Origin of the sequence: Flavobacterium sp. JLP, assembly GCF_015350755.1 — a bacterium.
GTDB lineage: Bacteria > Bacteroidota > Bacteroidia > Flavobacteriales > Flavobacteriaceae > Flavobacterium.
Genome location: NZ_JADKPS010000001.1, coordinates 346,031 through 372,192, shown reverse-complemented (window position 1 = coordinate 372,192; position 26,162 = coordinate 346,031). Strand labels below are relative to the sequence as shown.

Here is a 26,162-nt window from a genome sequence, read left to right as displayed (position 1 = left end):
AAACTTTAATACTATTTAATTTCATCAAAGGTATAATCACCGTAGTTTAACAGGAATTCAAAAAGCGCCAAACGTCCAAAATAGAAGTTGAATCGTTCCTTTATCACGATAAAAAAACCGGAATATGTATTTAAAATTATTCAAGCTTTTGTATAAATCCTCTGCCTTAACTTAAAGTAAAACTATTCGTTATGCTTATTTCTTCTAAGAAAAAAGCATCGTGAGAAACTACTATTAAAGTACCTTGATATTCATTTAAGGCGGCCGTCAATATTTCGATATTTTGAATATCAAGATTGTTAGTTGGTTCATCTAGAATGATGAGATCCGGCGCCTGATTGGTAATCGTTAAACCGCATAGCATTAATCGCATTCTTTCACCTCCGCTTAAATAACTGCAGGACTTATCCCAATCTGATTTGGTAAACAAAAATCGGTTTAATCTCATTTTAATATCATGTTCTTCTAAACCTTCAGTATTGCTTTGCTGTGCTTGTTCATAAACCGTAAGTTTGTTGTTTATGAGCGAATAATCCTGATCGATATAAATTCTTTCGCAGTCTATTACTTTCAAACTGCCTGATTTTGGCATTATTTCCTCTAAAATAAGTTTAATCAGCGTGGTTTTTCCAGCTCCGTTATTTCCTTTTAATGCAATTCGCTGTCCGCTTAAAATCTGGAAATTCAAGTTTTCTCTCCAAATCCATTTTTCATTATATTTATGATTAAGGGATTCGGCTGTCACAATAACCTTTCCTTTATGGAGCCTCGAATGATCTAGTCCAAATTTCATCCTATCGATACTCGGAACTTCTTCACGCAATTCACGCAACTCCTTTGATATTCCGCCAATTTTCTCAGCATGAACACTTTTAGTTTTTGAGGTGCTATTTTCAGCATTATTGCGCAAAGTATTCATCATAATGCGTGCAACTCCGGCTTTTTCTTGTTTCTTTTTTCCTTTGGCATCAGATTTTTGCTGTCTTTCTAAAGTTTCGCGCTGTTTTTCTTTTGCTTTCTGAAGTGCTTTTTCTTTAGCGTGAATATCTTGTGTCAGTGCATTTTTATCGATATTTTTTTGTTCCAAATAAAAATCATAATTACCGCCGTACATTCTGATTCCATTAGGCTTTAACTCAAAAGTAGTATAAAGCAAATTCAATAATTTTCTGTCGTGGCTTACAATAAGTATTGTGTTTTTTGACGCGTCTATAAATTCATATAAAAGTTCCCGGCCGTGAAAATCTAAATGATTACTAGGTTCGTCAAGCAGAATCAATTTTGGCTGATGAATCATGATTCCAGCAAGAAATACCTTTGTTTTTTCGCCTCCACTTAAAAATTCTAATTTTTGATTTAATTCAAAGTTGGCTAATTGCCAATAATTTAGGGCTTCTGTACATCGATCTTCAATCGTCCAATCGTCATCAAGCAGACTCAAATTTGTTTCGGTTACATTTCCCTTGAGGATTTCCTGAAAAGCGCTAAGCTTTTGATCGATCTGCAAAGCTTCAGCAATTGTTAAATGATTGTATTGCCCAAAAATTTGCGGTATGTAATATGGTACTGAATCAGTTGCTAGAATGCCGCTTGTCGGAAATAGTTCTTTGGCTATAATTTTTAATAATGTTGATTTTCCAGAACCGTTATTGCCTACTAATGCAACTTTGTTGCCGGCTGTGACTGTCAGGTTTATGTTGCTGAACAGCAATTCTTTATTAGAATGTGTATAGGATATATTTTGTAGAATAAGCATAATATCTTTCTTAAGTATTAATAAATCAGCAAACCGAAAACGGCTCACTGTTTCTATATCTGAAAGAAATTATTTATTCACATTTGTGGAGTTTTTAATCTGAATGGCAAAGATAATAAGTTTTTTATAACATCAAAAATGCCCGAGAGTCATTCGCAGGCATTTTTAAGTTATTTGAATTAATAAAATTAGTAAACTGCTATATTTTCTGTATAATTTGCAGTATATAATTTTCTGAACATAACATACGTTACGCTCACCATTATAAAGGCAATAATGGCATCTATTGTCGCTGAGAACCCAATTACAGCCAATTTAGAAAAGAAGGCAAAAATTATATCGAAGAATACACCTGCAAATACCCATTCTTTCAATCGTAATGCTTTATTCGGAATCAATAATGTAATTACACCCGATACCTTGAATACGCCAAGCAAGTAAATAAAATGTGCCGGATAGCCTAATTGTTGTGTTATTTCCCAGACAACCGGATTTTTGGTTAATTCAAAAAAACCGCTGGCACCAAACCATAATGAAGTTAATACGATGCCGGTCCAATAGATAATTCTTGTAATCTTTGTGTTCATGATTTTATATTTTAAGTTGTTAAACAGGGCAAATTTGCTTCATAATAAAAACAGTTACTAGGAGGAATTAGCCGAAGTGGACAATTTGAACTTCAAAATAGACAATGAATAAGTTCATTTGATTTTATAACTTTACGTTTTGAAAGAAGCGGTATTTATTTAAATTAAAAATGGAAGCAAAAGAATTACTGAAAGAGCATATAGCCAAAACTGCTTCATTGACAGAAGAGGAATTTAATTATTTCTTTTCTCATTTTAAGTTTCAGTCTTATAAAAAAGGCCAGACCATTATTAGTGCCGGAGATAAAGTAGATTGCGAATATTTTGTAGTTTCAGGTTGTTTGAAAGCTTTTTTTATTAATGATGAAATCAAAATGTACATCCTGCAGTTTGCAATGCCAACTTGGTGGACCTCTGATTATGATGCACTTTACAATCAAAAAGAATCTACAATAAATATTGACTGTATTACAGATGCAGAAGTTCTCTGTCTTTCTAATGCTGACCGTGAAAAACTATGTGCTGCATTTCATGAGGTCGAACACTTCTTTCGCTGGCGTACCAATAAAGGATATATTGCTTCTCAAAAAAGGCTTTTGTCTTTCATGAATAATAATGTCAAAATTCGTTATGAAGAGCTTTTGGCTTTATATCCACAATTGTACAATTTAGTTCCGAAGCATTTGATTGCTTCCTATTTAGGTGTTTCAAGAGAAACCCTTAGCCGACTTTATAATTCTTAAATTTTAGTGGCAGATTCATAGATAAATGTTTTTTTTTTACGCAGATTCTACAGATTATCATTTTTGATTCCTGTTTTTTGTTTTAGTTTGTCATTCTTCCGTATGAAAAATGATAATAAAACTTTGTACCGCTGTACCTTTGTTTATTTCAACCTTTAAACTCAAAAAAAGAATGTGATCTAGGTCACGTAACCAATTTTCATAGTCGTCGTTCCTTTGTATTGTACTTTTAAATACAATAAAAATGGAAACAACAAATTTTAAAATCGTAAGCTCAAACAGCAGCGTAGATTGGACTGGCAGAAAAGTAACCGGTGCACATAATGGTACAATTGGTATCAAAGAAGGTAATTTCGTCTTAAATGATGGAAAGGTAAAAAGTGGAAATATTATCATTAATACTTCTTCAATTAAAATTTTGGATGTGACAGATCCGGCAACAAATGCACAATTCGCAGGTCATCTTGCCTCTGATGATTTTTTCTCTATTGAAAAATTTCCCACTGCATCTTTTGATATTCTTTCTGTAAAAGAACTTTCAAACAGCACTTATTATCTTGAAGGCAATCTTACTATAAAAAATATTACGCACATTGTAGGGTTTGAAGCTTTAGTAGAAAACAACCAAAATACAATTACCCTTAAAGGCAAATTAGTAATTGACCGTACTAAATATGATATCAAATTTCGATCTGGAAATTTCTTCAAAGATTTAGGAGATACATTGATCTACAACGACTTTGATTTAGATTTTACTATCGCTGCCGAAGCTGTTTTTTCAGAACAATCTAAAAACTAAAGCCATGCCTTACGTAAAAATTGAATTGACACGCGAAGGAGTAACACGCGAGCAAAAACAGGAATTAATCAGCGGTATTACCAACCTGATTACAGAAGTATTAAACAAAGATCCGCATTTAACTCATATCGTGATTCAGGAAATAGATTTAGACGATTGGGGTTATGCAGGAGAACAAGTTTCAGTATTGAGAGAAAAAGGCATTACAGCCGATAAAAAACAAATATCATGAAAAAACAAACTATAATCGTTACCGGAGCGGCCTCTGGTATCGGGAAAGGAATCGCTAAATACTTTTTAGATAGAGGCGATAATGTGGTAATCAATTCGGTAACACCAAGTGCCTTAGAAAGCACTTATAAAGAATTTGGCGCAGGCAATAATTTAGCAATGTTTGCTGGCGATGTAAGCAAAAAACAAACTGGAGAACAATTGGTAAAAATCGCTTTAGAGAAATTTGGTACTGTAGATGTTTTGGTAAACAATGCCGGAATTTTTGACAGCAAACCATTCTTAGAAGTTGATGAAGCTTATTTGGATAAATTTTTGACTACAAACTTTAAAGGAACGTATTTTACCACACAAGCTGTTATACCTCAAATGCTGGAACAAAAAGACGGTGTTGTAATCAATATCGGAACACCTTTGGTAAATCACGGTCTGGGCGGTTGGCCGGCTTCTGCGCCAGTTTCAAGCAAAGGAGCCATTCATGCTTTGACGATTCAGTTAGCAGCAGAATTCGGAAAAAAAAATATACGAATCAATACAGTTGCTCCTGGTGTGATTCGTACACCTATGCATGGTGATAAAGCAGATTTGAGTGCTGGTCTTCATTTAGTTAACCGAGTAGGAGAGATCGATGATGTTGCAGAAATGGTTTACACCGTTGCGAAAAGCAATTTTATTACAGGTTCAATTATCAATGTAGATGGCGGTAAAGGTGCTGGACACAATTTAAATTAAAATGAAAACTCTTTTATTAACTGCTTTTATGCTCTGGTTTTCTCAGGGCATAAAAGCACAAAATAACATCAAAATGGAAAATCAAGCAGAAATAACAGACATTAAAGATACAATTGAAAACTTCTATTTTAAAGGTCTTTACGAAGGTGATGAAATGGTATTAGGAAGTATTTTTCAGCCCGGAACTTTACTTTATGGAGATGTAAAAGGACAGCCTTATTTTAAAACAGTTGATTTGTATCTTCAAGGTGTTAAAAACAGACAAAGTCCCAAGGATTCTGGAAAACCTTTTAAAGGAGAAATTCTAGAAATAAATGTCGCGAATTCTATTGCAATGGCTGTTATTAATGTCAAAATGTATGACTTTAATTACCGAGATTTTTTATCTTTCCATAAGATTAACGGCAAATGGCTGATCGTCAATAAAATGTTGACGGATATAAGCGAATAAATTTAAACGTAAAGTGATGTGGTACAATACAAAAGCAACCGATTTATTGGGTATTCAGTATCCAATTATGCAAGGACCATTTGGAGGAAATTTATCAACAGTAGAATTGACAGCTGCTGTTTCTAATGCCGGCGGATTGGGCGGTTACGGAGCTTATACAATGAGTCCTCAGGAAATTTTTGAAGCTGATAGGCAAATAAAAGCGGCGACAAATAAACCTTATAACCTAAACCTTTGGGTTTCTGACCATGATATTGCAGAATCTGGTTTGACAGATGAACAATTTGATAAAACAAAAGAACTGTTTAAACCTTATTTTGATGAAGCTGGAATTCCGTTACCCGAAAAGCCTGCACCATTCCAATCCAGATTCGAAAACCAGCTTGAAGTTATTTTAGATGTTCGTCCAAAAGTATTCAGTTTTATGTTTGGTTCACTTTCGCCAGATATTTTAGAGCAATGCCGCAGATTAGGAATTGTAACTGTTGGAGCAGCAACTACTTTAGACGAAGCTATTTTTTTAGAAAATTCAGGAGTAGATATGATTATTGCTTCTGGTTTTGAAGCCGGCGGACATCGCCCTTCGTTTTTGGCTTCGGCTGAATCATCTATAACAGGAACTTTTGTGTTGTTGCAATTGATTCGTGAAAAAGTAAAAGTTCCAGTTATTGCAGCTGGAGGTATTGCTAACGGAAAAGGTGTAGCTGCAGCTTTAGCACTGGGAGCAAGTGCGGCTCAAATCGGCACTGCATTTTTAGCGGTTGATGAATCAAATGCTTTGCCGATTCACAGAGAAATGTTGTTTTCTGATATGGCAAAATATACGACATTATCGCGAGCCTACACAGGAAGACTCGGCCGCGGAATAACAAGCAGGATTGCGAAAGAAGTTTTAGGAAATGAAGCAGCAGTTTTGCCTTTTCCGTTGCAGACTACTTTTATTTCTCCTTTGAGAAAAGCGGCGCTTGAACAGCAAAAATGGGATATGATATTGTTTTGGGGAGGACAGATTGCGCCAATCTTAAAACATAAAAAAGCAAAAGATCTGATGAATTCATTAATTAAGGAAACTACCGCTTATTTTGATGAATTGAAAGCGTAAGCTAAAGAGATATAGATATTTAGATACACGAGCTCATTTTTAAATAAAGTGAGCTTTTTTTTGAGATATTGACATAGTAAATAATTACAATTTTGTTAATTAATCTATTAAATTGATAGGGTATTAAAAGTTTTAAGCAATTATGCTGTAAATTAAAATTATCTGTTTAAATTTGCAGCAACAATGAGAAAAAATAGCCAGAATATGAATAATTATTATAGCTTCAGCATGATGTGCTGTATTGCTTTATAATTGATTTGGCTTCTGTATAAAATAATATTACTTATTTAATAAGCCTTTCAAATATAATTATGAAAGGCTTTTTTGTTTTTAAACTGAATTAATAAAATGATTGAATTAAAAAATGTAACTAAAAATTTTCATCAGAAAAATCGAATTGTTTCGGCTTTATCTGATGTTTCTCTTAAAGTTCCGCCGGGAAAAATCTTCGGAGTAATTGGAACTTCGGGAGCGGGGAAAAGTACCTTGATTCGATGCGTAAATCTTTTAGAAAGACCTACTTCAGGAGAAATTATCGTTGACGGAAAATCTTTGATCCAATTGTCAAATGCACAGCTTGCTGTTGAGCGAAGACAAATCGGAATGATTTTTCAGCATTTTAATCTGCTTTCATCGCGTACAGTTTTCGACAATGTGGCTTTTCCTTTAGAATTGGCTGGAGCCTCAAAATCAGCTGTAAAAGAACGTGTTTTAGAATTATTGAAGTTAGTTGGTTTGGCAGAAAAGGCAAATGATTATCCTGCAAGCCTTTCTGGTGGTCAAAAACAGCGTGTTGCTATTGCAAGAACACTGGCCAATAGTCCAAAAGTATTATTGTGTGACGAAGCTACAAGCGCGCTTGATCCAGCAACGACACGATCTATTTTAAATTTATTGAAAGACATTAACCGTCGTCTTAATATTACTATTTTATTGATTACACATCAAATGGAAGTCGTAAAATCGATTTGTGATGAAGTTGCGGTTATCAGTCATGGAAAATTAATAGAGCAGGGAAGTGTAGGTGAAATCTTCGCAGATCCCAAGCACGAATTGACAAAAGAGTTTATTGCATCATCATTGCATTTAGATATTCCTGCGGTTTATCAGGAAAAACTTCAGAAGGAAGATGACGGAAATCTAAACCCGCTATTGCGATTGGAAATGACCGGAAAATCAGTTAATGAACCTGTTATTTCAGAGGTTTCTCGATTATTTGATACCAATTTTAAGATTATCAGTGCACAGATGGATCAGGCCGGTGAAGTGAATTTTGGTGTAATGCTTATAGAATTATCAGGAAAGAGGGAAAATTATCAAGCAGCAATTGAGTATTTTATTTCAAAACATATTAAAACAGAAATTATAGGTTATGTCTGATTCCATTATAGAATTATTATTAAAAGGTACTTGGGAAACTATCGTTATGACATTTGTGTCTGGCTTTTTTGGTTTCGCACTTGGACTTCCGACAGGAATTTTACTTTTCCTGACTAGAAAAAATCAAATATTAGAACAGCCAATTCTAAATAGAATAGTATCGGTTGTGGTCAATATTTTTCGTTCTATTCCATTCATTATTTTAATCGTTTGGATGATTCCGTTTACACGTGCACTTGTTGGTACTTCAATTGGAGTAAGTGCAGCATTAGTGCCTTTGAGTATTGGCGCCGCGCCGTTTATTGCAAGATTGGTAGAAAATAGTCTTTTAGGTTTGCCTTCAGGATTAATAGAAGCAGCTAGAGCATTAGGAGCAACACCTTTTCAAATTGTTTATAAAGTCTTGCTTCCAGAAGCTCTGCCATCTTTAATAAACGCAGCTTCGATTACTTTAATCACGCTTGTAGGATATTCTGCAATGGGTGGTGCCGTTGGAGCAGGAGGTTTGGGTCAGGTTGGCTATCAATACGGATATATTGGATATGATGCCGTAACAATGAACTCAGTATTAGCCTTGCTGGTTATTTTGGTATTCCTGATTCAGTTTGCTGGTGATGCTTTATCGAAACATTTTGATCATAGATAATTATTAAAAAAATATAACAATGAATAGTAAACTAAATTTTTTAAAAACAGCCGGAATTATAGCTTTATCACTTGTTGTGGCTAATTGTGGAAAAAGTAAAAATAATGATCCTCATTTTATAAAAGTGGGAGTTGCAACCGGACCAGAATATAAAGTTGCTGAAGCAGCTAAAAAAGTCGCAAAAGAAAAATACGGACTAGAAGTTGAATTGGTTTCGTTTAATGATTACGTGATCCCAAATGAAGCTTTGAGCCAAGGAGATATCGATGCGAATGCTTTTCAGCATAAACCCTATTTAGATGAGCAGTCTAAACAACGCGGTTATAAATTGGCGATTATCGGAAAGACGTTTATTTACCCAATTGCTGCTTATTCTAAAAAGATCAAAAATCTTTCTGAATTAAAGAACGAAAGTACAATCATTATTCCAAATGATCCAACAAATGGAGGGCGTTCCTTATTGCTTTTGCAGAAAAATGGTTTATTAAAACTGCGTGATGGTGTAGGTTTGCTGCCTAAAGTAACGGATATTATCAGTAATCCTAAAAACTTAAAAATATTAGAGTTAGAAGCGCCGCAATTGCCTCGTGCTTTAGACGATGAAAATGTTTCGATTGCAATTATCAATAACACTTTTGCTTCACAGGCTGGATTAGTTCCTGCTCGTGATGCTTTATTTGTTGAAGATAAAGATTCACCTTACGTAAACCTTGTGGTTAGCCGTGAAGACAATAAAAATGAAGAAAAAGTAAAACAGTTTCTTCAGGCTTTTCAATCTGCAGAAGTAGAGCAGGCAGCAGTTCGTGAATTCAAAGGCGGTGCTGTAAAAGGCTGGTAATCTTAGATTATATTTCAATTTTAAAAAGCGCTAAATCATAAGATTTAGTGCTTTTTTTGTGATAGACTATTTATAAATCAGAGATTTTAGCGAAAACAATTCATCCACAGCTTATTACTGGAAATGAAAATTAAATTCAAAATTATTTGAATTTCTTAAGTAAATGTTTCTTTTCTATTATTTTGAGAAACGAACCAGCCTTAAATTTACATCTTAAAATAATTTAAATTCTAAAATATGAATTCAGATAAAACAAAAGCATTTGGTACAACAGCTGCAGACGCTTCATTAGAGGAAATGACAATTGCCCGCAGAGAAGTTTTGGAAAAAGATATAGAGATAGAAATTTTATACTGTGGTGTATGTCATTCTGATTTGCATACTGCAAGAAACGATTGGGGAGGAAGCCAATATCCTGCAGTTCCAGGACATGAAATTGTAGGCCGAGTAACCAAGGTAGGAATCGGTGTAACGAAACTAAAAGTAGGAGATTTAGCTGGAGTAGGATGTATGGTTGATTCGTGCCATACTTGCGACAGCTGTAAACAAGATTTGGAGCAATATTGCTTAAATGGTTTTACAGGAACTTATAATGGCAAAGACAAACATTTAGGCGGACATACTTTTGGAGGTTATTCTCAAAAAGTGGTAGTCGATGAACATTTTGTATTGAAAGTGCCATCAAATTTAAATTTAGCTGCTGTAGCACCTTTATTATGCGCCGGAATCACTACTTGGTCGCCATTAAAACATTGGAATGTTGGGAAAGATTCTAAAGTTGCTGTAGTTGGCTTAGGCGGACTAGGACATATGGCTATTAAATTAGCAAAAGGTCTAGGTGCTCATGTTACACTTTTTTCAAGAACCCCAGAAAAAGAAAAAGAAGCAATAGAATTAGGAGCTGATGCAGTAATTATTTCAACTGACAGCAGTCAAATGAAATCAGTGAGCGGAAAATTCGACTTAATTATAGATACAGTTCCTTATGTACACGATGTTAACCCTTATGTAGCAACTTTAAATATAAATGGAACTCTAGTTATAGTGGGTTATTTAGGAGGTTTAGAGCCATTTCTAAATACTGTACCCATGATTATGGGAAGAAAATCTGTAGCAGGTTCTGTAATTGGAGGGATTGCTGAAACTCAGGAAATGCTTGATTTTTGTGGAGAACACAATATTGTATCAGAAATTGAAGTGATCAAAATGCAGGAAATAAACGAAGCATACGAAAGAATGCTGAAAAGTGATGTTCGTTATCGTTTTGTAATTGATATGGCTTCTTTGAAATAATATTATCCATATTAATTTCAAAAATAGTAAAAGCCCAATTCTAATGAATTGGGCTTTTTTAATTTTAGTTTTTAAACAATGGCTTCAAGGGATTTCTTTAAAATAATAACGGCATTCTCCATTTCTGTTGGGTTCAAATGTCCGAATCCTAAACGCGTTGCGGTAATATTTTTGGTTTGATATAAAATAGTTTTCGGTAAAAACAATCCGTTTACAGCACATTTTTTTTGAAGATTTATCAAATTAAAAGGATCAAGCCACTCTACCCAAATTGCTAAACCGCGAAGAGGTACTTGAAATTTTATTTTGTCTTTCAAATTTTGATTTAATAAAGAAACAAAGTAATCTCGGCGTTCTTTATATATTTTTTTATTTTTTTTAGAAAGACGATGTACTTCGCCTTCCTGAATCCAATCTGCTAAAACCTGTTCTTTAATCACATCTTTTCCGGGTTCTAGAATGTTCTGGTGTTTTTCTAATTCACTTATAAATGCTGATGTTGCAGCAATAAATCCGTATCCAAAACCAGAAGGCAAAGATCTTCCAAAAGACCCAATATAAACCACTCTTTCATTCGAATCTAAAGAAGCCAATGGCAATATTGGGTTGTTATCGTAATGGAAATCAAAATCATAGTCATCTTCCAAAATAACAAATCCGTATTGATTGGCCAATTCTAAAATCTCCATTCTCCTTTTTGCACTCAATGCCGTGTTAGTGGGATAATGATAATTAGACGTCAGATATAAAATCCTGATTTCGTGCTCTTCGCAGATCTGTTTCAGATTTTCTGTGATAATTCCGTCCTTATCAACTGGTATCGAAATAATTTGCGCTCCGCTGTCAGAGAGCGTCATATTAGAAATATAATAACCTGGAGAAGCTACAACTACTTTATCGCCAGGTGTTATCAGTAATTTTGTAACCAGATACAAACTAATTTCATGACTGCTCGTTGTGAGTAAATTTGACGTCGAAATACGTATGCCTCGAGTTACATTTAAAAAATTTGAAAATTGTTTTTTGAAATTTAAATGCGATTGTGTCTGAATTTCTTCCCAAGTTTTTGGTGTTTTTTGGCTTTTTAATTTAGAAACATAAAGTCTCGCCAAAACATCGGTTTGAACTAATCTTAAATCGGGGAGACCATCATTAAATTGAAAAGGCAAAGCGCTCAATTCTGACGGATTTTCAAGAATTGCAGATTGTTTAAAAGTAAAACCAGCGTTATGATTTGATAAATTTTGCGAAACAGCTGTTTCAGTTTTATTTTTTTGTTTCTTTTCAGATAAAATAAAAGTGCCTTTGTTGGGCAGAATTTCGATCCAGCCCTGCAGTTCTAAATCATGAAAAGCTTTGATAAGTGTATTCCGATTAACAGACAACAGTTTGCACAATACGCGGGTTCCCGGAAGTTTTGTGCCTTCAGGAAGCAAACCAATTTGTATAGCTTTGATAAACTCAAAAACGATTTGCAGATACAGCGAAGTACTATCTTCAGGTTTGAGCTGAATGAAACTTTTAAAAGGAATTTGAACCGGACTATTCATTTTTGTAAAACTGGTACACATTAGTAGTACGGCAAGGTAGTACTTTTGCAAAAAAATTAAAAAAAATGATGAAAATTTATTTTGCTATTCTGATTCTTTTTAGCGTTGGTTCATACGCTCAAACAGAAAAAGATACTATAAACATTGATGAAGTTATAATTCATGAAAACCGTTTCAGTATTCCAATTTCTAAGAAAAACAGAAATGTATATGTAATTGACAAGGCAGCAATTGCAAAATTGCCAGGCAGAACGCTTCAAGAAGTATTGCAATATGCAAATGGGGTTGATTTAAGACAGAGAGGACCTTTTGGAACCCAAGCAGATATTAGTATTGATGGAGGAAGTTTTGAGCAGACTGTTGTTTTGATCAATGGTACAAAAATCATCGATTCTCAAACGGCTCACAATATGCTAAATTTGCCTATTCCGGTTGATGTAATCGAGAGAATCGAAATAATTCGCGGACCAGCTGCTTTGATATACGGAATCAACAGTTTGACAGGAGCTGTTAATATTATTACCAAAAAACCAACAAAATCTGGATTTTTAGTAAATACTTATGCAGGCTCGAACTTTGAAAAAGACACACAAGATACTGGAGACACTTATTTTGGAACCGGAATTCAAGTTGGTGGTGTTTTAAGTAAAGAAAAACAACAGCATTCGCTTTTTGCGTCACACGATAAAAGCAACGGATACCGTTACAATACTGATTTCGAAAACAATAAAATCTTTTATCAGGGGAATTACCAGCTTAATGATGCAAATGAAATTTTGACTTCATTTGGCTACATAAATAACGGATTTGGAGCAAACGGATTTTATGCCGCTCCCGGAGATAGAAATTCAAGCGAGGCAGTTCAGACAACATTTGCTTCGATTCAGTCGAAACACCAAGTATCTGAGAAATGGACATTGATGCCTAGAATCAGTTACAGATACAATTATGACGATTATCGTTATTACGGAATGGCAAATTTAAATGCCGGACGAAGCCAGCATTACACAAATTCTATAGCAGCAGAGTTTAATACAACTTATGAAACCAGTAATGGAGAATGGGGTTTTGGAGCAGAAGCTAGAAACGAAAATATAAATTCATCTAATATTGGCGAGCATGATCGCGAAAACTTTGGGATTTACGCGCAATACAGAACTACATTTATCGAAAAACTTGATGTAAATTTAGGGACGTATGTAAACTATAATTCAGATTACAGCTGGCAAATTTATCCAGGTCTTGATGCCAGTTATGCGATAACAAATGCTTTTAAAATTGTTGGAAATATCGGAACAAGCCAGCGTATACCTTCCTTTACAGATTTATATTTAAATCAGCGTCCGGGAAATATTGGAAACCCAGATCTTGATTCTGAAAACGCCTTTCAGAGCGAAATTGGTTTTAAATATAATAAGCCAAAATTCAGTTTCAATGCTAATTATTTTTACAGAAAGATCAGCAATTTCATCGATTGGACCAGAAATGTTACTACAGAGCCTTGGCAGAGCAACAACTATGGAAATCTAAATACGAATGGTTTTAATTTGCGTTCGACTTACAGAGCTGATTTTTCTAAAGATTCTCGATTAAATATAATGCTTGGTTATAGTTACTTAGATTTTGAATTTAAAGATGTTATACCAGCAACGTATACTAAATACTCGATTTCATCTTTAAAACATCAATTGACGAATACAATTGATTATCAGTATAAAAGTTTTACAGTTTTGTTTGCGACTCGTTTTAATCAAAGAATTACCAGACCATCTTATTGGATAAATGATTTCAGATTAAGCCAATCGTTCAAAAAAGTTACGGTTTATGCAGATGCGCAAAATATTTTCAATACAACTTATTATGAGGCGGGAGCGATTCCTCTTCCATCACGATGGTTTAGTTTGGGAGTAAAAGTGGTTACTTTTTAATTCAATTTATTAAATACAAAAAGCTCAGTTCTTAAGAATTGAGCTTTTTTTTTATAATAATACTTTAGGATTTGATATTATCTAATTTTTACGTTTCTCAATTTAACTTTTTTAATGAGATGCAGTGAATCTTTGATTAAAGTTTTTATCTCTAAATACGGAGCCTGATGCAGTTCGGTTATATTCTGTTTTAAGCTTTCTATATAGGTTTTAGCACTTAAAAAATCGGTTTCAAATGCTTTCAGTAAGTTATTTTCTATATTTTTATTTTTTTTGTAATAATAAATGGCATTGTGCAGATCTTCAATTTGGCCTGTAAAATCTAATATTGCTTTTTTTGAAACCGCACGGCTGTAATAATTTGAAAACTCTAAAGGATCAATTTCTATTGCTTTATCAAAATCTTCAATAGCTCTGTAATGATAATCTAATTTTTGCAGACAATTGCCTCTCAATTCATAAGCACCATTATCAAATCCAGAATTTATAGCATTATCCAAATAAAATAAAGCATCCTGAATTTGGTTGGAGAAATAATATTGTTTTCCCTTTTCTAAATTTTCCAAGCCTTCATTTGAGTTTGAAGCCGAAAATTTATCTTTAAATTTCATTGTTAAATTAGTAAACCACTTCATAATTTCTGATTTAGTTTGATTAGTGTAATTAAGTCATAAAATGATTTAAAATGTTGGGGAAGTTAAAAATAGTTAATTTTTTGATATATAGTTGTTTATAAGTTTTTTTTTAAGGTCCAAAGATTCAGAGGCGCCAATTTCCAGAGGTAATCATAGGCTTAGTAACAAATGCAAAACCTTGTACCTCAACCTTTGAAACTAAAAAAATAAACTTTGTATCTTTGAACCAATCAGCCTCTGAACCTAGAGAAAAAAAATGAAACATTTAAAGAAAGGCGAGTTTTATGGTCAAACGAACAAAACGATTTGTTTTGATGGAATTACTTTGACCGATACCGTCTACACACATCCAAAAGTAGATTGGCATTATCATGAACATGCTTATTTTACTTTTATTCTTCAGGGAAATGTAATAGAAGGAAATAAAAAGGAAATTTACAATTGCAGTCCCGGAAGTTTATTGTTTCATAATTGGCAAGAAGCGCATTATAATATCAAACCGGAAGGTTTTACGAGAGGTTTTCATCTCGAAATAGAGAAACAATGGTTTGATGATTTTGCCTTAAGTATTGAAGGTCTGCAAGGGAGTACAAAAATTCTAGATCCTTCGATTAAATTATTGATGTATAAAATTTTTAGGGCTTCTAAACTAGAGAATAATCAATCTGATCTTTCTACACAGACTATTTTACTTGAACTGCTTTATAAACTGCAAAACAATACTGATGATGTTTTGTTTAAAAATCCTAAATGGGTTGTAATAATTGATGAAATTCTCCATGAACAATTTGCCGAAAATCTTACGCTTGATTATTTATCTAAAATAGCAGATATTCATCCTGTTCATCTTTCTAGAGATTTTTCAAAATATTTTGATTGTAATTTAGGCGAATATATCCGGAAATTAAAAGTAGAAAAAGCACTTTCGCTGATGGCGCTTCAAAAGCAATCTTTTACAGAGATTGCCTATCAATGCGGGTTTTCAGATCAAAGCCATTTTAATCGATGTTTTAAGGAAATGAATGGTATAAATCCGTCTGAGCATGCTAAAATCCTTTTCCAGAAATAAATTCGATGTTAATTTGGTACAATTTTATAAAATAGCAATAGTGTAGTTTTGACTTTTAATCTCCATGAAAATCAAATTATGAAACAAATCTTATTGTTGTTGACGGGACTTTTTATGAGCGGTATTTTGAGCGCTCAAAATAATGATCTGTATAAAACAGATACTATTACAAGCAATCTCCAAAATGCAAACAAAGGCAAAATAACTTTTATGGATAGAAATATCCCGCTACAGCAATATAAGGAGTCAGATTTTCTAAAATCGTATGAGCTTAAATATAAGTCAGATCTTAATATTAGGGTTTTTATGGAGAATTCTGTTATTAATTATTTACATCATTTGGCTCCAGATTTACCAGCAGAAAAGCTTTTAGAATCAGGAAATCTTCAGTTTTCTTTTTATATAGACAATCAGTTTATTTATAAAGAAAATATCCATCATGGATGTAATTTTGGATCTGGTGGCAATAAAAATACTTCTATTACTTTTCGGGTTCCGCTGACCAGTTCAAAAGGCGAGGACTGGTGGGCAATGTACATGTGGGACCGATTTCTAAATAATGGCGGAGAAAAGGCTTTGACAGAAGGCAAACATCTGCTAAAAATTGAAATCCGGCCTTATGTTAAATTAGACGAAAAAAGTACAGTAAAAACGGGAAATATAATTGCTGAAGGTCAGGTGGAACTGATTATAAAAACGCCTAAAGTAACAGCAAAGCAAATTGAAATTCAATCGATAAAACCTAGCAGTGGCTGGCAAATTTCAACTTTGTCATTTGATAAAAACAAAATCGAACAGCTTAATACTGCCATTGCCAATTACACTTTAAAAGAAATTACGAGTGTAGTGGTAATTCGAGAAGGTAAATTAATGCTTGAAGAATATTTTAATGATGCGGATAGAAATACTTTGCACGATACCAGATCTGCCGGAAAATCATTTACCTCAACGCTCATGGGAATTGCAATTCAAGACGGATATATTAAAAGCGAAAACGAAAAATTAAGCAATTTTTATGATCTAAAACAATTTGCTAATTATGAAGTTAAAAAAGATAATATCAAAATAAAAGACCTATTAACGATGAGTTCAGCCTTTGACGGATCTGACAGCAATGGTGATTCGCCAGGAAATGAAGAAAACATGTATCCAACTGATAATTGGGTAAAATTTGCTTTAGATCTGCCAATGGATAAAAACAAAACCAATGGTGGCAAATGGGATTATTTTACAGCAGGAGTCGTCATTTTAGGAGATATTTTAAATAAGTCAGTTCCTGAAGGATTAGAAAAGTATGCAGCAGAAAAGCTTTTTAAGTCATTAAACATTACACAATATCAATGGCAATATACACCGCAAAAAGTAGTTAACACGGCTGGGAGTTTGCAAATGACGTCTTTAGAATATGCTAAATATGCGCAATTATATAAAAACAACGGAATATGGAATAACAAGCAAGTTATTCCCTCTGATTGGGTTAGCAAGACTTTGTCGCATCAAATTCAGATTCCAGAAAGAGAGAATCAATTTTATGGTTATTTGTTTTGGAATAAAACAGTTGAATATAAAGGAAAAAGTTACGAAACGTATTATTGTGCAGGAAATGGAGGAAATGAATTTATAATTTTCAAAGAATTGCCAATTGTAATCATTATCACATCAAAAGCTTATAATAAACGATACGCACATACTCAAGCTGATACAATTGTAAAGGATTATATTTTGCCATCAATATTAAATTAATCGAGTTTTGAATACTAAAAAAAATCCCATTTCAAATTGAAATGGGATTTTTACGTTAGTTTAATTTTCTTTGTAGAGCACTATTGTAGCTTTATAACCTGTTCCAACATTCCATTGGCTGGACTCAATTACAGTTCCTTTATCATCAAAAACCTGAAATTCTGCGGTATTAGGCGATGCAGAACCTTCGTTTAAAGCTTCAAAATCAATTTTATTGATTCCTTTCACTAAATTTATTTTGAATCCTTTATACTCTCCATCTAAAAGCACTTCTGGTTCAATAACCTTATCATTCAAATAAACTTTGATTTTGTCTCCATCTACAAAAGCTGCATCACGATAGCGAACGGTAGAGACAATTGTATTGGTTACAAAACTTCCTAAAAATTCATTTCTTCTATAAAAAATGCCTTCAACGTTAGCTTCTTTTTTATATAGAATGTTATTTTTATAAAGTTCATCCGGATTAATTTTAAAAACAATTGGCTCTTTTGGAAGCGGTGGAGGATCATTTGGCGAAACTTCCGCTGGTGGCGGCACTTCTTTGTTTTCTGAATTTTTTTGTTGAATGGATTGCTGTTTTCTTTTCAGCTCATCTTGTGAATAGGCGTGTAAAGAAGCACCAATTATAATAAAAAACAATATTTTTTTCATATTCTTAAATCTTGATAAATAAAAATTAACCGTTAAAAATAAATACAATAACGCTTATTTATAAAACATTTAATTATTGGATTTATTGCCTTTTTAAAAATAAAATCCCTCAACATAGAGGGATTTTATTTTCTGTTAAAGAAGTTCTTAACTGTATTTCGGTTTATTTCGTTACTTTTTTAAATCGCATCATTGGAATGTTATTCATCAATAAATTAAGCTTGCCATCTTTATCAATAGCATAACTGTCGATTTTCTTGATCATTTGCAAAAAAGTCTGCTCGCCGCCGCCTTCACAAAACATCATAGTAGCTGGGCCTTGTTCTCCAAACGTTAATGAATTTCCTTTTAGAGTAAATGGAGCACTATATCCGTTGCATCCGGCATTGCCGAATACTTGGCTTTTACTTTTATCAAATTTTATAAAAGGTTTTTTGTCTGGATATAAACCTTCAAAAGCTATACGTGGTCCGGAGATATATTCTAACTCCCATGATGTATTGTATAAATCATCAGATTTAGTAGTGTCCTTCATTGTTGTGCAAGAATCAAAAAATACTGCTAAAACAGAAATGAATAGTATTACATAATTTTTCATAGAAAATGATTTTAGGATTAAAAAATTCTTGATCAAGTGAGTCAAGAATAGTGTTCTTGTTATTAAAAAATTATTTGCTTTTCTTCAAAGCATCCAGTAATTCTACCATATCAACAATGGCATAAGTTGATGAATAATCAGATACGGCATAAGGTAAAATTAGGCTGTTGTTGTGAATAATTGCACCGCAAGAGTACACTACATTCGGAACATAACCTTCACGTTCGTCCTCAAGAGGCGAAAGCAGGGGTTCACTAAGCCTTCCAATTTCTTTAGACGGATCATCAAGATCAAATAAAGAAGCTCCTATACAATAACGTCTCATTGTTCCCACACCGTGAGTAATAACGAGCCAGCCTTCTGTTGTCCAAAGAGGTGATCCGCAGTTTCCTATTTGCGTAAACTCCCAAGTATATCGAGGCTCTTGAAGCAGAACAGGGTTATTCCATTGTGTAACTCGGTCAGAATACATAATGTAATTGTTTACACCATCGATTCTGGCAAGCATGGCATATTTACCTTTTATTTTTCTTGGAAATAAAGCCAAATTTTTATTTTGAGCACCAATTCCGTGTAAAGGCATTACTCTAAAGGTGTAAAAATCTTCAGTAGAAATAAGTTTTGGCAAAATTGTGTGGCCATTGTAAGCAGTGTAAGTTGCCATAACACGAACAGAATTATCGTCATCAACAAAACGAACAAAACGTGCATCTTCAATACCTCGGCTTTCAGAATCAGAAATAGGGAATATAACACGCTCCGTAATGTCAGAATCGTGTTTAAATTCTAAATCATAAAAAGACTTTGCCAGCCATATAATTTCTTCTAGAGCAACTCTTCTTTCTTCGCGAATAGACGGGTCTGTTAAAGCTGTATTAACCATGCTTTTTAAAACGGCATACTCAAATTCATCTGGCAGATCCTGCATAATTTGCGTAATGTATTTGTCCTGCGTATGCATTTCAGATAATTTCAGTAAAAAGCGTTCTTTATTAAAAAAGGATTTATGCATAATCTCGGCTTTATCGATATTATGCCCAATTTTCATTACCTGAAGATTATTATTTCTATCGAGAATACCTCTTCTAAAAACAATAGATGAAATATGGCCTTCGCCTGTTGCGCGGAAAGAAATGATAACGCGTTTTTCGCCCTCTTCTAAACCTGATTGATCAAAATCTTCTACTATTGAAGGGTTAAATATAGCGGCAGATTCTATTGCATATTCCATTGTGCAATAAGAGCCAATAAGCATTTTTCTATCAAGAGAAATGGCCTCATAATCAATTTGCATAGATTCAATAACAGGTCTGATTTTTTCGCAATGTCTAAAAAATATAGCTGAAATATTTCGATGGCGCCTTGCAAACTCACGAAGTGTCTGTTCTAAGGTTTCTAATACTTGTTTTTCATTCAGCATCATTATACGCACGACCATTTGTTTGGTCCGTTCATCACCATTCATAAAATATCGGGCAACAACTCTTTTAGAATCGGGGGTAAATAGTATGTTTTTTCGGATGACTGATACTCGCATAATAAGTTCTGTTTTTTTTTGTGTTATAAAATTACTTCAGTTCAATTTCATTCATAATTCGATTCGAAAAATGAAAAAAGAACCTGTTTTTAATAGGCATTACTATTAAGTAGTAACGCTAATTCTATACAAGTTAGTAATTTTGTTAACAAAAAGAAACTTTATTTTTAAAACTTTTGCAGTTGTTTTGTTTCTAAATGACGCTGGATGTTATCTGAAGCAATTGATTTCCTTTAATAAATCATTTTAAATTGTTTCTGCATTTTGTTTTAAAGGCAGAATTACTGTAAATTCAGCTCCATTGTCTTTTTCGCCAGCAGCAGTAATAGATCCTTTATGCCTTTTGGCTATTTTTCTGCATAAGGAAAGACCCAGCCCATTTCCTTCATATTCACTTTTAGAATGAAGTCTTTCAAAAGCGGTAAAAATTCTTTCCACAAAAGCAGCATCTAAGCCAATACCATTGTCCTTTACTATAATTTTCACACATTTCATATCGTCTATATGTATAGTAGAACTGCTTATAACCACTCGTGGAGGCAGATCTGCTTTTGCGAATTTTAAAGCATTCTGAAGCAAGTTGTAAAAAAGCTGGTGTATAAGAATTGGTGCGCCTTCTATTTCAGGAAGTTCACTATTAACTAGTATAGCTCCTTTTTCTTTTATAATAAGCTCGAGATCTGTTTTTATATTTTCAATAATTTCATTGAGATCTATAATTTCAACAGGCTGTTGTGTTTTGTCTACAGTAGAATAGGTTAGAATACCTTCAATAATATCATTCATTCTTTGAGCAGACAGGTCTATTTTAGTGAGATATTTTTTAGAGTTTTCATCAAAATTTCCCTTTTCTTCATTGGTTAAAAGAGTATTGAAGATTTTTATTTTCCGGAGCGGTTCTCTAAGATCATGACTCACTACGTTAGCGAAATGCAATAGATCTTCATTTGATCTCCGCAATTCTATAGTGCTTTCAGAAACTTGTTTTTTCAACTCTTCTTCAAATTCTCTCTGATCGTTTATATCCTGAATAATTCCGATAATAGTTAATGGTGTGCCATCTTCATCTTTAATTAATTTTCCATTAATACGAACCCATTTAATCGAATTATCCTCATTTATAATTCGAGCTTCGTAACACATTTTTCCAGTAGTCTCTGCTTCATGATGTGCTTTTTCACGAATTAGCTGATCATCAGGGTGAAGTTTAAATACTAGGTTGTCATGAGTAATTTTGTCAATAGACCAAATTGTATTGAAGTTTCCAGAAGTTTTTATTTTTTTGGTAGCCAAATCTATTTCATAAGTTCCCATACCAGAGGATTCAATAGCTACATTCAGTCTTTCATTTGCGTTTTGAATTTGTTGTTTTGCTAGATGTAAATTCGTTACATCAGCGCCAGTATTCATGACGCCATAGATAGTTCCTTCTGCATCTTTAAGGGGTATAAGGCTGTAGTTGAAGTAATGTGTTGTCAACTTGCCATTGATAAGTAAATCTACTTTTGCATCTTTTGCATGAAAAGGAATTCCTGTTTTTAAAACAGTAATTGCCTGCTGAAAAAAAACTTCTTTTTTGATTTCAGGAAGCACATCAAGATAATTTTTTCCAATTATCTGATCGCCTTTTCCCCAAGTTTCAATCATGGCCGTATTGGCAAGTTCTATTTTGAGATTATCCCCAGTATAAACTGCAATAGGTGAAGGAGTATTGTTCACTATATCTTTAAAGAAGCTAATATTTTGGCACATAGCGAATTGAATTAATTATAGTTGCGAAGCTATCTATTTTTAATATGAGATCGTTATACTACTTTAAGTTAGTGTTTCACAATTACGATGTGAAATCCAACTGCAAATGACTTGATAAGCATAGCTAAATTAATTATATAAATTTTATTCTGTTTATTATTTTGAAAATTTAGTTAAACAATTACTGTTTTTTAACATCTTAATATAATTTATAAAAAAAGGATACTGTAGTGTATTAAATTTAATAAAGGTTATCTCATATTTGCTTTTGACTTTTTAAGCTGACGAAATAATAATTCTATTTTATAATCGGTTTCTATTTTTGTTTTTTTCTTTAAACTATTATTTCACACGTATGTTTTATAAAATATTACGGTAATTATATAAGAAAAAAGTTTACTTATGATTCTAAATTTGCAAAAAATTAAAGAGAAAAAGACATAATATGAAAACACTAACAATAATTGCATTTGTCCTTATATTAAGTGGACTTTTATTTTTGTAAAAATGATAATAAATACTGCCTGAAGGGAAAAATTTGGAACACAAAGAGCAGATAAATTTGGATAAAAACAAAGAGAATAAGTAATTTTCAGTTTTATAACTGATCAGTAAAATTCAAAGCCTATATTGCTTTTATGGGCTTTTTGAATTTATATTTTATTGGGTTTGCTTACATATTTATTTCCTTTAATAAAAAATCGCCAAGGCAAAAGAGCATCTTCTTGCGCATAAGCTACACCCACACGAGGTACTGCTGTAATTTCATTATCAGCGTATCTTAAACCGTGATCTTCAACCCAGATTTCATCACCATTTAAATCTTTTCTATTAAAACTACGATCGATTCCTAAAGCTTTAGCTGCAGAACCTGGGCCAGATGAAATAGCGGCTTTATCGGCAGACATATTTCTTCTAAGTTCCATTATGTTTTTACCAATCAGAGGTTCAATTGCTCGTATTAAAACTGCATGTGGCTCGCCTTCGACGGAACTCACTATATTAAAAAGATGATGAATGCCATAACATAAATACACATACGAAATGCCTCCTTGGCTGTACAATGTTTCAGTTCTATCAGTTCGTCGTCCTCCGTAGGCATGAGAAGCTTTATCTTGAACTCCAAAATAGGCTTCGGTTTCAACAATAACGCCTGCAGTTATTTTTCCGTCAATTTGAGTAAAAAGTACTTTTCCTAAAAGGTCTTTGGCTAGAAAAATTACATCATTATTAAGAAAATAGGAGAGTTGTAATTTGCGTGGCTCTTTATTAGAGGGTTTCATTGTTGAGTTTTCAATTTTAGTTTCTAAAATTAATTAAATTTAAGATAAGAATTCAACAAAACAAAAAATCCCATTTCGTTTAGAAATGGGATTTTTTTAGTACTATTTAATTGTCACAAAAAGAGCCAATTTGTTGTAAATGCCTTTCTGTCTGATATTTATTAAAGTTATCCCATTTTGGAGGAGAACTTGTTTTTTGTCCGTACATCGCATCAAGGCAAACATTATTGTCTTTGTATTTGTCATGGAGCACAGCAAGAATTTTAAAGAAAAATTCATCCAGCATTACAATAGCGTCAAATTCAGATTTTAAAGTATTATAGTTTGCATCTGATGGATTCAATAATTGAAATAAATCTAAAACCTCTTTCTTTTCTTCTTTATTTATTTCAGTTGAATAACCCATTTTTAAGGTTTTAAAAACCAAATTATTCCAAGCTTTACTATCGTGTCCCCACTGAACATCAGGCAAATTTAAAGAATGTTCGCAAATTAGAATGATAGAAAAAAGAACATCATTTAAGTATTCTGCAGGAAACTCGTCAAAACTTCTGAATTCAAATCCGCTCTGGTACATTTTTTCCTGATTAAAATCAAGACCAACTTCTGAAAGCATTTCATATTCCATATCAGCTTCGATTTGATCTCTCCACCAAATGTTTTCTTCTTTTTCAAATTGCAGCAATTTTCTAAAATCATCTACATTATACGTTAAGATTTTACCTTTTGGCATTGCTTTGTTATAGGTTCCTACGCCAATATAACGAGACATTGCATTTCGCATAGAACCTAGCGTAAATTTTTTATCCAAACTGTATTTGTCGCTAATCACACCCATAATGTCTGGACTTCCGAGCGTTGCAATGAAAAAAGGCTCAAACCATTGCAGTAAATAAATAGCATTGGCATGAGTTTTTTCAAATTCATTGTAATCAACAATTCTGCTGTCTTCTGTTAATGATGGCAAAGTAATATGAAAATGATATGTTCCGTTATTGAACAACACCAGATTTTCCTGATTGGTCATAAACATATTAAGCCCGTTATTGTAATCCGGAAAATTTAATTTTCCATCCAAAACAGACGATTCATTGATTTTATCCAGAAATAATTTTTTGGTCGCTTTTAATTCTTTGCAAGAATCAGCAATGGTTCGATTCTCAAAATATTTGGTTACAAATTCAATAGAGTCTCCGTCAAAATGTACAGAACCCATTGTTTTGTTTCTTTGGGTAATCATACTTTGAATGTTGTACGGCTGATCCTCAAGAAAAAGCTCCATAATTGATTTTCCAAGATACTCAGGATTTTCAACTGGCTGCGCACTTACTTCACCATTTTCTGTATCAATTAATGGCTTTACTGGAGATAACGTTTTATGCTGATAATTGATGTCCAGTTTTTCAAGCGAATGACTGTTCATCATTCGGCTTACTTTGTAATTTTCGTTTAAGTCAAAAGCTTTTTTCAAAATAGGGGCCAAGCTTTCTGGTTTGTAGCATTTTCTATAGTCAATACTATATTTCTCAAAACCAATTTTTTCTTGTATAAACTCACCAGAAACTATTAGGGATTCTTCAAATTGCATGTAGGTTTCGTTTTCTAATCCAATTCCCCAATAATATTTTTTTGTCTGATTGTCTTTCATTTATACTTACTTTCTTTTTTTAGGTTGATTATAATTTTAAAGTCATTATTTTTATTCGGAAACGCGAATCTAATCTGTTTAGAATCAGAGACGAAAACTTAATGGATTAAACAGAATTGTTTTCCATTAATAGTTTATTTTACTTTTAAAATGTAGGTTATAATTTGGTCTTAGGAATTTTGCACTTTATATCGACTGAATAATTGATAAAAAAAGTAAGATTTTACAATTGGGTTATAAAATATTATTTTATTAAAGCCTTTTATATCAATAATTTAAGCAGATGAACAGCCAAAATGTAACTTTTGCGGTCCTTGTTTTTTCCAAGTTGCAAAAGTAGTTTTTTATTATGTTATTTACAAGTAGTTAACTTGTTGAAAATCAATATTTTTTTTAAGAGTTTAAACAATTAGGTGAATTGTTTGATTTATTCATGGTAATAAAACACATAAGAGGAGTATAATTCGTCTTTCCACCAGTCTTTTCGAACTTCTGCAAAGTAATTATAATTCAGTTTTCCTGCCTGTGACTGCAGTGGATAAATTACAACGCCATTTTCTCGATACGCTTTATGCAAATCTGTTTCAGGAACAACTGGAACGATATGTCCAGAAAGCCCTTTTATTTTTCTTTTGGCACAAATTATTCCGATTCCACCTTCAGCATTTACTTTATTTTGAATTTCGTCAGCAGTAAACATTCTTTTCCAGCCAAAACTGGCTCCCCATTCTAAAAACCAATCGTGTATGGCACTTGAGTAAATACGATCTACACTTTGCTCAAACACCGGTTCAATTTCCTGGCCTTTTACTATTTTTTGAAGAGATTCATCTGTCCACCAAACCGTTGGAAGATAGACCTTAGCAAAATAACAAAAATCATACGAGTAGACATTGCAATAGGTATCTTCTACAGTTCTTTGGTATCTTAGATTTGTCTCAACATCGAGTTTATTAATAAGTCTGTGAATGCTTTCTTTTTTACTCTCAGCATTTGTTAAATCTCTAAATGGAATAGTGGAGTCCAAAATTGGTTTTTCCTTCATTTCCATAGAATCTAGTCGAGATTCTGCATCCGGCAATAAATCGGCTTTCTTTATTTGAGTATTCGGTATCGGATTATCAACCAGAGGCAATGAAGCTTGTGATACTGTATAATTTTCCATTTTGACTGCTTAAAATTTATTGGCTTATACTGCAGGATATAA

Annotated in this window: 24 protein-coding genes; 13 read left to right on the top strand and 11 right to left on the bottom strand. The window is 33.0% G+C overall.

What is annotated here, in order from left to right; genetic code table 11:
* Nucleotides 1–166: 166 nt before the first annotated feature.
* Together IRZ83_RS01675 and IRZ83_RS01670 are read right to left on the bottom strand one after the other, a co-directional pair.
* Entirely contained in the window at nt 167–1,756 is a 1,590-nt protein-coding gene (locus tag IRZ83_RS01675) for an ABC-F family ATP-binding cassette domain-containing protein (RefSeq protein ID WP_194566383.1), read from the bottom strand.
* 188 nt (nt 1,757–1,944) lie between these two features.
* Nucleotides 1,945–2,343 (bottom strand): DoxX family protein, encoded by a 399-nt coding sequence (locus tag IRZ83_RS01670; RefSeq protein ID WP_194566381.1) that lies wholly within the window; start codon nt 2,341–2,343, stop codon nt 1,945–1,947.
* Nucleotides 2,344–2,513: 170 nt separating this feature from the next.
* Between IRZ83_RS01670 and IRZ83_RS01665 the strand changes: the two genes are divergently transcribed.
* The 10 genes from IRZ83_RS01665 (at nt 2,514) to IRZ83_RS01620 (ending at nt 10,558) form a co-directional block, all read left to right on the top strand.
* On the top strand, nt 2,514–3,086 hold the full coding sequence (locus IRZ83_RS01665; protein ID WP_194566379.1) for a Crp/Fnr family transcriptional regulator: 573 nt from the start codon (nt 2,514–2,516) through the stop codon (nt 3,084–3,086).
* A gap of 244 nt (nt 3,087–3,330) precedes the next feature.
* Nucleotides 3,331–3,885 carry a YceI family protein gene (locus IRZ83_RS01660; RefSeq protein ID WP_194566377.1) on the top strand — a complete coding sequence of 185 codons (555 nt, stop codon included), beginning with the start codon at nt 3,331–3,333 and terminating at the stop codon, nt 3,883–3,885.
* Between the two features lie 4 nt (nt 3,886–3,889).
* Nucleotides 3,890–4,117, top strand: a complete 228-nt coding sequence (locus IRZ83_RS01655) for a tautomerase family protein (RefSeq protein WP_194566375.1) — start codon at nt 3,890–3,892, stop codon at nt 4,115–4,117.
* Nucleotides 4,114–4,848, top strand: a complete 735-nt coding sequence (locus IRZ83_RS01650; protein ID WP_194566373.1) for an SDR family NAD(P)-dependent oxidoreductase — start codon at nt 4,114–4,116, stop codon at nt 4,846–4,848. The genes IRZ83_RS01655 and IRZ83_RS01650 overlap by 4 nt, the downstream gene beginning before the upstream one ends.
* A gap of 73 nt (nt 4,849–4,921) precedes the next feature.
* Nucleotides 4,922–5,299: a nuclear transport factor 2 family protein gene (locus tag IRZ83_RS01645; protein ID WP_228520645.1), complete on the top strand. Its 378-nt coding sequence runs from the start codon at nt 4,922–4,924 to the stop codon at nt 5,297–5,299.
* Nucleotides 5,300–5,315: 16 nt separating this feature from the next.
* Entirely contained in the window at nt 5,316–6,401 is a 1,086-nt protein-coding gene (locus IRZ83_RS01640; protein ID WP_194566369.1) for an NAD(P)H-dependent flavin oxidoreductase, read from the top strand.
* A 348-nt stretch (nt 6,402–6,749) separates the two neighbouring features.
* A complete protein-coding gene (gene metN / locus IRZ83_RS01635; RefSeq protein ID WP_194566367.1) occupies nt 6,750–7,781 on the top strand; it encodes a methionine ABC transporter ATP-binding protein MetN in 1,032 nt (343 codons plus the stop codon).
* Nucleotides 7,774–8,427 carry a methionine ABC transporter permease MetI gene (locus IRZ83_RS01630; protein ID WP_029269952.1) on the top strand — a complete coding sequence of 218 codons (654 nt, stop codon included), beginning with the start codon at nt 7,774–7,776 and terminating at the stop codon, nt 8,425–8,427. The genes metN and IRZ83_RS01630 overlap by 8 nt, the downstream gene beginning before the upstream one ends.
* 19 nt (nt 8,428–8,446) lie before the next feature.
* Complete coding sequence (gene metQ / locus IRZ83_RS01625) at nt 8,447–9,265, top strand: methionine ABC transporter substrate-binding lipoprotein MetQ (RefSeq protein WP_194566365.1); 819 nt, start codon at nt 8,447–8,449, stop codon at nt 9,263–9,265.
* Between the two features lie 237 nt (nt 9,266–9,502).
* On the top strand, nt 9,503–10,558 hold the full coding sequence (locus IRZ83_RS01620; RefSeq protein ID WP_194566363.1) for an NAD(P)-dependent alcohol dehydrogenase: 1,056 nt from the start codon (nt 9,503–9,505) through the stop codon (nt 10,556–10,558).
* A 71-nt stretch (nt 10,559–10,629) separates the two neighbouring features.
* Here IRZ83_RS01620 and IRZ83_RS01615 read toward each other — a convergent pair whose 3' ends face one another.
* Nucleotides 10,630–12,108, bottom strand: a complete 1,479-nt coding sequence (locus tag IRZ83_RS01615; protein WP_194566361.1) for a PLP-dependent aminotransferase family protein — start codon at nt 12,106–12,108, stop codon at nt 10,630–10,632.
* A 65-nt stretch (nt 12,109–12,173) separates the two neighbouring features.
* Between IRZ83_RS01615 and IRZ83_RS01610 the strand changes: the two genes are divergently transcribed.
* Nucleotides 12,174–14,036 carry a TonB-dependent receptor plug domain-containing protein gene (locus IRZ83_RS01610; RefSeq protein WP_194566359.1) on the top strand — a complete coding sequence of 621 codons (1,863 nt, stop codon included), beginning with the start codon at nt 12,174–12,176 and terminating at the stop codon, nt 14,034–14,036.
* A gap of 77 nt (nt 14,037–14,113) precedes the next feature.
* Here IRZ83_RS01610 and IRZ83_RS01605 read toward each other — a convergent pair whose 3' ends face one another.
* Nucleotides 14,114–14,671, bottom strand: coding sequence for a tetratricopeptide repeat protein (locus tag IRZ83_RS01605; RefSeq protein ID WP_194566357.1), 558 nt, complete (start codon nt 14,669–14,671; stop codon nt 14,114–14,116).
* A 256-nt stretch (nt 14,672–14,927) separates the two neighbouring features.
* On the opposite strand from IRZ83_RS01605, the gene IRZ83_RS01600 reads away from it, so the two are divergent.
* Both IRZ83_RS01600 and IRZ83_RS01595 read left to right on the top strand, forming a co-directional pair.
* The gene (locus IRZ83_RS01600) at nt 14,928–15,740 is read left to right on the top strand and encodes an AraC family transcriptional regulator (RefSeq protein WP_194566355.1); all 813 of its coding nucleotides are present in this window, start codon (nt 14,928–14,930) and stop codon (nt 15,738–15,740) included.
* A 78-nt stretch (nt 15,741–15,818) separates the two neighbouring features.
* Nucleotides 15,819–17,483, top strand: a complete 1,665-nt coding sequence (locus IRZ83_RS01595; RefSeq protein WP_194566353.1) for a serine hydrolase domain-containing protein — start codon at nt 15,819–15,821, stop codon at nt 17,481–17,483.
* A 60-nt stretch (nt 17,484–17,543) separates the two neighbouring features.
* Here the strand turns inward: IRZ83_RS01595 and IRZ83_RS01590 are convergent, their stop codons facing one another.
* The 7 genes from IRZ83_RS01590 to IRZ83_RS01560 form a co-directional block, all read right to left on the bottom strand.
* Nucleotides 17,544–18,137, bottom strand: coding sequence for a hypothetical protein (locus tag IRZ83_RS01590; RefSeq protein ID WP_194566352.1), 594 nt, complete (start codon nt 18,135–18,137; stop codon nt 17,544–17,546).
* A 163-nt stretch (nt 18,138–18,300) separates the two neighbouring features.
* Nucleotides 18,301–18,735 carry an META domain-containing protein gene (locus tag IRZ83_RS01585; RefSeq protein ID WP_194566350.1) on the bottom strand — a complete coding sequence of 145 codons (435 nt, stop codon included), beginning with the start codon at nt 18,733–18,735 and terminating at the stop codon, nt 18,301–18,303.
* Between the two features lie 70 nt (nt 18,736–18,805).
* Nucleotides 18,806–20,272, bottom strand: coding sequence for a glycoside hydrolase family 130 protein (locus IRZ83_RS01580; RefSeq protein ID WP_194566348.1), 1,467 nt, complete (start codon nt 20,270–20,272; stop codon nt 18,806–18,808).
* A gap of 246 nt (nt 20,273–20,518) precedes the next feature.
* Nucleotides 20,519–22,024 carry an ATP-binding protein gene (locus tag IRZ83_RS01575; RefSeq protein ID WP_194566346.1) on the bottom strand — a complete coding sequence of 502 codons (1,506 nt, stop codon included), beginning with the start codon at nt 22,022–22,024 and terminating at the stop codon, nt 20,519–20,521.
* Between the two features lie 653 nt (nt 22,025–22,677).
* Nucleotides 22,678–23,307 (bottom strand): DNA-3-methyladenine glycosylase, encoded by a 630-nt coding sequence (locus IRZ83_RS01570; RefSeq protein WP_194566344.1) that lies wholly within the window; start codon nt 23,305–23,307, stop codon nt 22,678–22,680.
* A 106-nt stretch (nt 23,308–23,413) separates the two neighbouring features.
* Nucleotides 23,414–24,955 carry a hypothetical protein gene (locus tag IRZ83_RS01565; RefSeq protein ID WP_194566342.1) on the bottom strand — a complete coding sequence of 514 codons (1,542 nt, stop codon included), beginning with the start codon at nt 24,953–24,955 and terminating at the stop codon, nt 23,414–23,416.
* A 427-nt stretch (nt 24,956–25,382) separates the two neighbouring features.
* Nucleotides 25,383–26,120 carry a hypothetical protein gene (locus IRZ83_RS01560; protein WP_194566340.1) on the bottom strand — a complete coding sequence of 246 codons (738 nt, stop codon included), beginning with the start codon at nt 26,118–26,120 and terminating at the stop codon, nt 25,383–25,385.
* Nucleotides 26,121–26,162: the final 42 nt, after the last annotated feature.

What these genes read in the sequence shown, in the direction of transcription:
- IRZ83_RS01620 (WP_194566363.1), top strand. Translation starts at nt 9,503, where the DNA reads ATGAATTCAGATAAAACAAAAGCATTTGGTACAACAGCTGCAGACGCT.
- IRZ83_RS01580 (WP_194566348.1), bottom strand. Translation starts at nt 20,272, where the DNA reads ATGCGAGTATCAGTCATCCGAAAAAACATACTATTTACCCCCGATTCT.
- IRZ83_RS01575 (WP_194566346.1), bottom strand. Translation starts at nt 22,024, where the DNA reads ATGTGCCAAAATATTAGCTTCTTTAAAGATATAGTGAACAATACTCCT.
- IRZ83_RS01585 (WP_194566350.1), bottom strand. Translation starts at nt 18,735, where the DNA reads ATGAAAAATTATGTAATACTATTCATTTCTGTTTTAGCAGTATTTTTT.
- IRZ83_RS01670 (WP_194566381.1), bottom strand. Translation starts at nt 2,343, where the DNA reads ATGAACACAAAGATTACAAGAATTATCTATTGGACCGGCATCGTATTA.
- IRZ83_RS01610 (WP_194566359.1), top strand. Translation starts at nt 12,174, where the DNA reads ATGATGAAAATTTATTTTGCTATTCTGATTCTTTTTAGCGTTGGTTCA.
- IRZ83_RS01605 (WP_194566357.1), bottom strand. Translation starts at nt 14,671, where the DNA reads ATGAAGTGGTTTACTAATTTAACAATGAAATTTAAAGATAAATTTTCG.
- IRZ83_RS01600 (WP_194566355.1), top strand. Translation starts at nt 14,928, where the DNA reads ATGAAACATTTAAAGAAAGGCGAGTTTTATGGTCAAACGAACAAAACG.
- IRZ83_RS01595 (WP_194566353.1), top strand. Translation starts at nt 15,819, where the DNA reads ATGAAACAAATCTTATTGTTGTTGACGGGACTTTTTATGAGCGGTATT.
- IRZ83_RS01565 (WP_194566342.1), bottom strand. Translation starts at nt 24,955, where the DNA reads ATGAAAGACAATCAGACAAAAAAATATTATTGGGGAATTGGATTAGAA.
- metQ (WP_194566365.1), top strand. Translation starts at nt 8,447, where the DNA reads ATGAATAGTAAACTAAATTTTTTAAAAACAGCCGGAATTATAGCTTTA.
- IRZ83_RS01645 (WP_228520645.1), top strand. Translation starts at nt 4,922, where the DNA reads ATGGAAAATCAAGCAGAAATAACAGACATTAAAGATACAATTGAAAAC.
- IRZ83_RS01570 (WP_194566344.1), bottom strand. Translation starts at nt 23,307, where the DNA reads ATGAAACCCTCTAATAAAGAGCCACGCAAATTACAACTCTCCTATTTT.
- IRZ83_RS01655 (WP_194566375.1), top strand. Translation starts at nt 3,890, where the DNA reads ATGCCTTACGTAAAAATTGAATTGACACGCGAAGGAGTAACACGCGAG.
- IRZ83_RS01660 (WP_194566377.1), top strand. Translation starts at nt 3,331, where the DNA reads ATGGAAACAACAAATTTTAAAATCGTAAGCTCAAACAGCAGCGTAGAT.
- IRZ83_RS01665 (WP_194566379.1), top strand. Translation starts at nt 2,514, where the DNA reads ATGGAAGCAAAAGAATTACTGAAAGAGCATATAGCCAAAACTGCTTCA.
- IRZ83_RS01590 (WP_194566352.1), bottom strand. Translation starts at nt 18,137, where the DNA reads ATGAAAAAAATATTGTTTTTTATTATAATTGGTGCTTCTTTACACGCC.
- IRZ83_RS01630 (WP_029269952.1), top strand. Translation starts at nt 7,774, where the DNA reads ATGTCTGATTCCATTATAGAATTATTATTAAAAGGTACTTGGGAAACT.
- IRZ83_RS01560 (WP_194566340.1), bottom strand. Translation starts at nt 26,120, where the DNA reads ATGGAAAATTATACAGTATCACAAGCTTCATTGCCTCTGGTTGATAAT.
- IRZ83_RS01640 (WP_194566369.1), top strand. Translation starts at nt 5,316, where the DNA reads ATGTGGTACAATACAAAAGCAACCGATTTATTGGGTATTCAGTATCCA.
- IRZ83_RS01675 (WP_194566383.1), bottom strand. Translation starts at nt 1,756, where the DNA reads ATGCTTATTCTACAAAATATATCCTATACACATTCTAATAAAGAATTG.
- IRZ83_RS01650 (WP_194566373.1), top strand. Translation starts at nt 4,114, where the DNA reads ATGAAAAAACAAACTATAATCGTTACCGGAGCGGCCTCTGGTATCGGG.
- metN (WP_194566367.1), top strand. Translation starts at nt 6,750, where the DNA reads ATGATTGAATTAAAAAATGTAACTAAAAATTTTCATCAGAAAAATCGA.
- IRZ83_RS01615 (WP_194566361.1), bottom strand. Translation starts at nt 12,108, where the DNA reads ATGAATAGTCCGGTTCAAATTCCTTTTAAAAGTTTCATTCAGCTCAAA.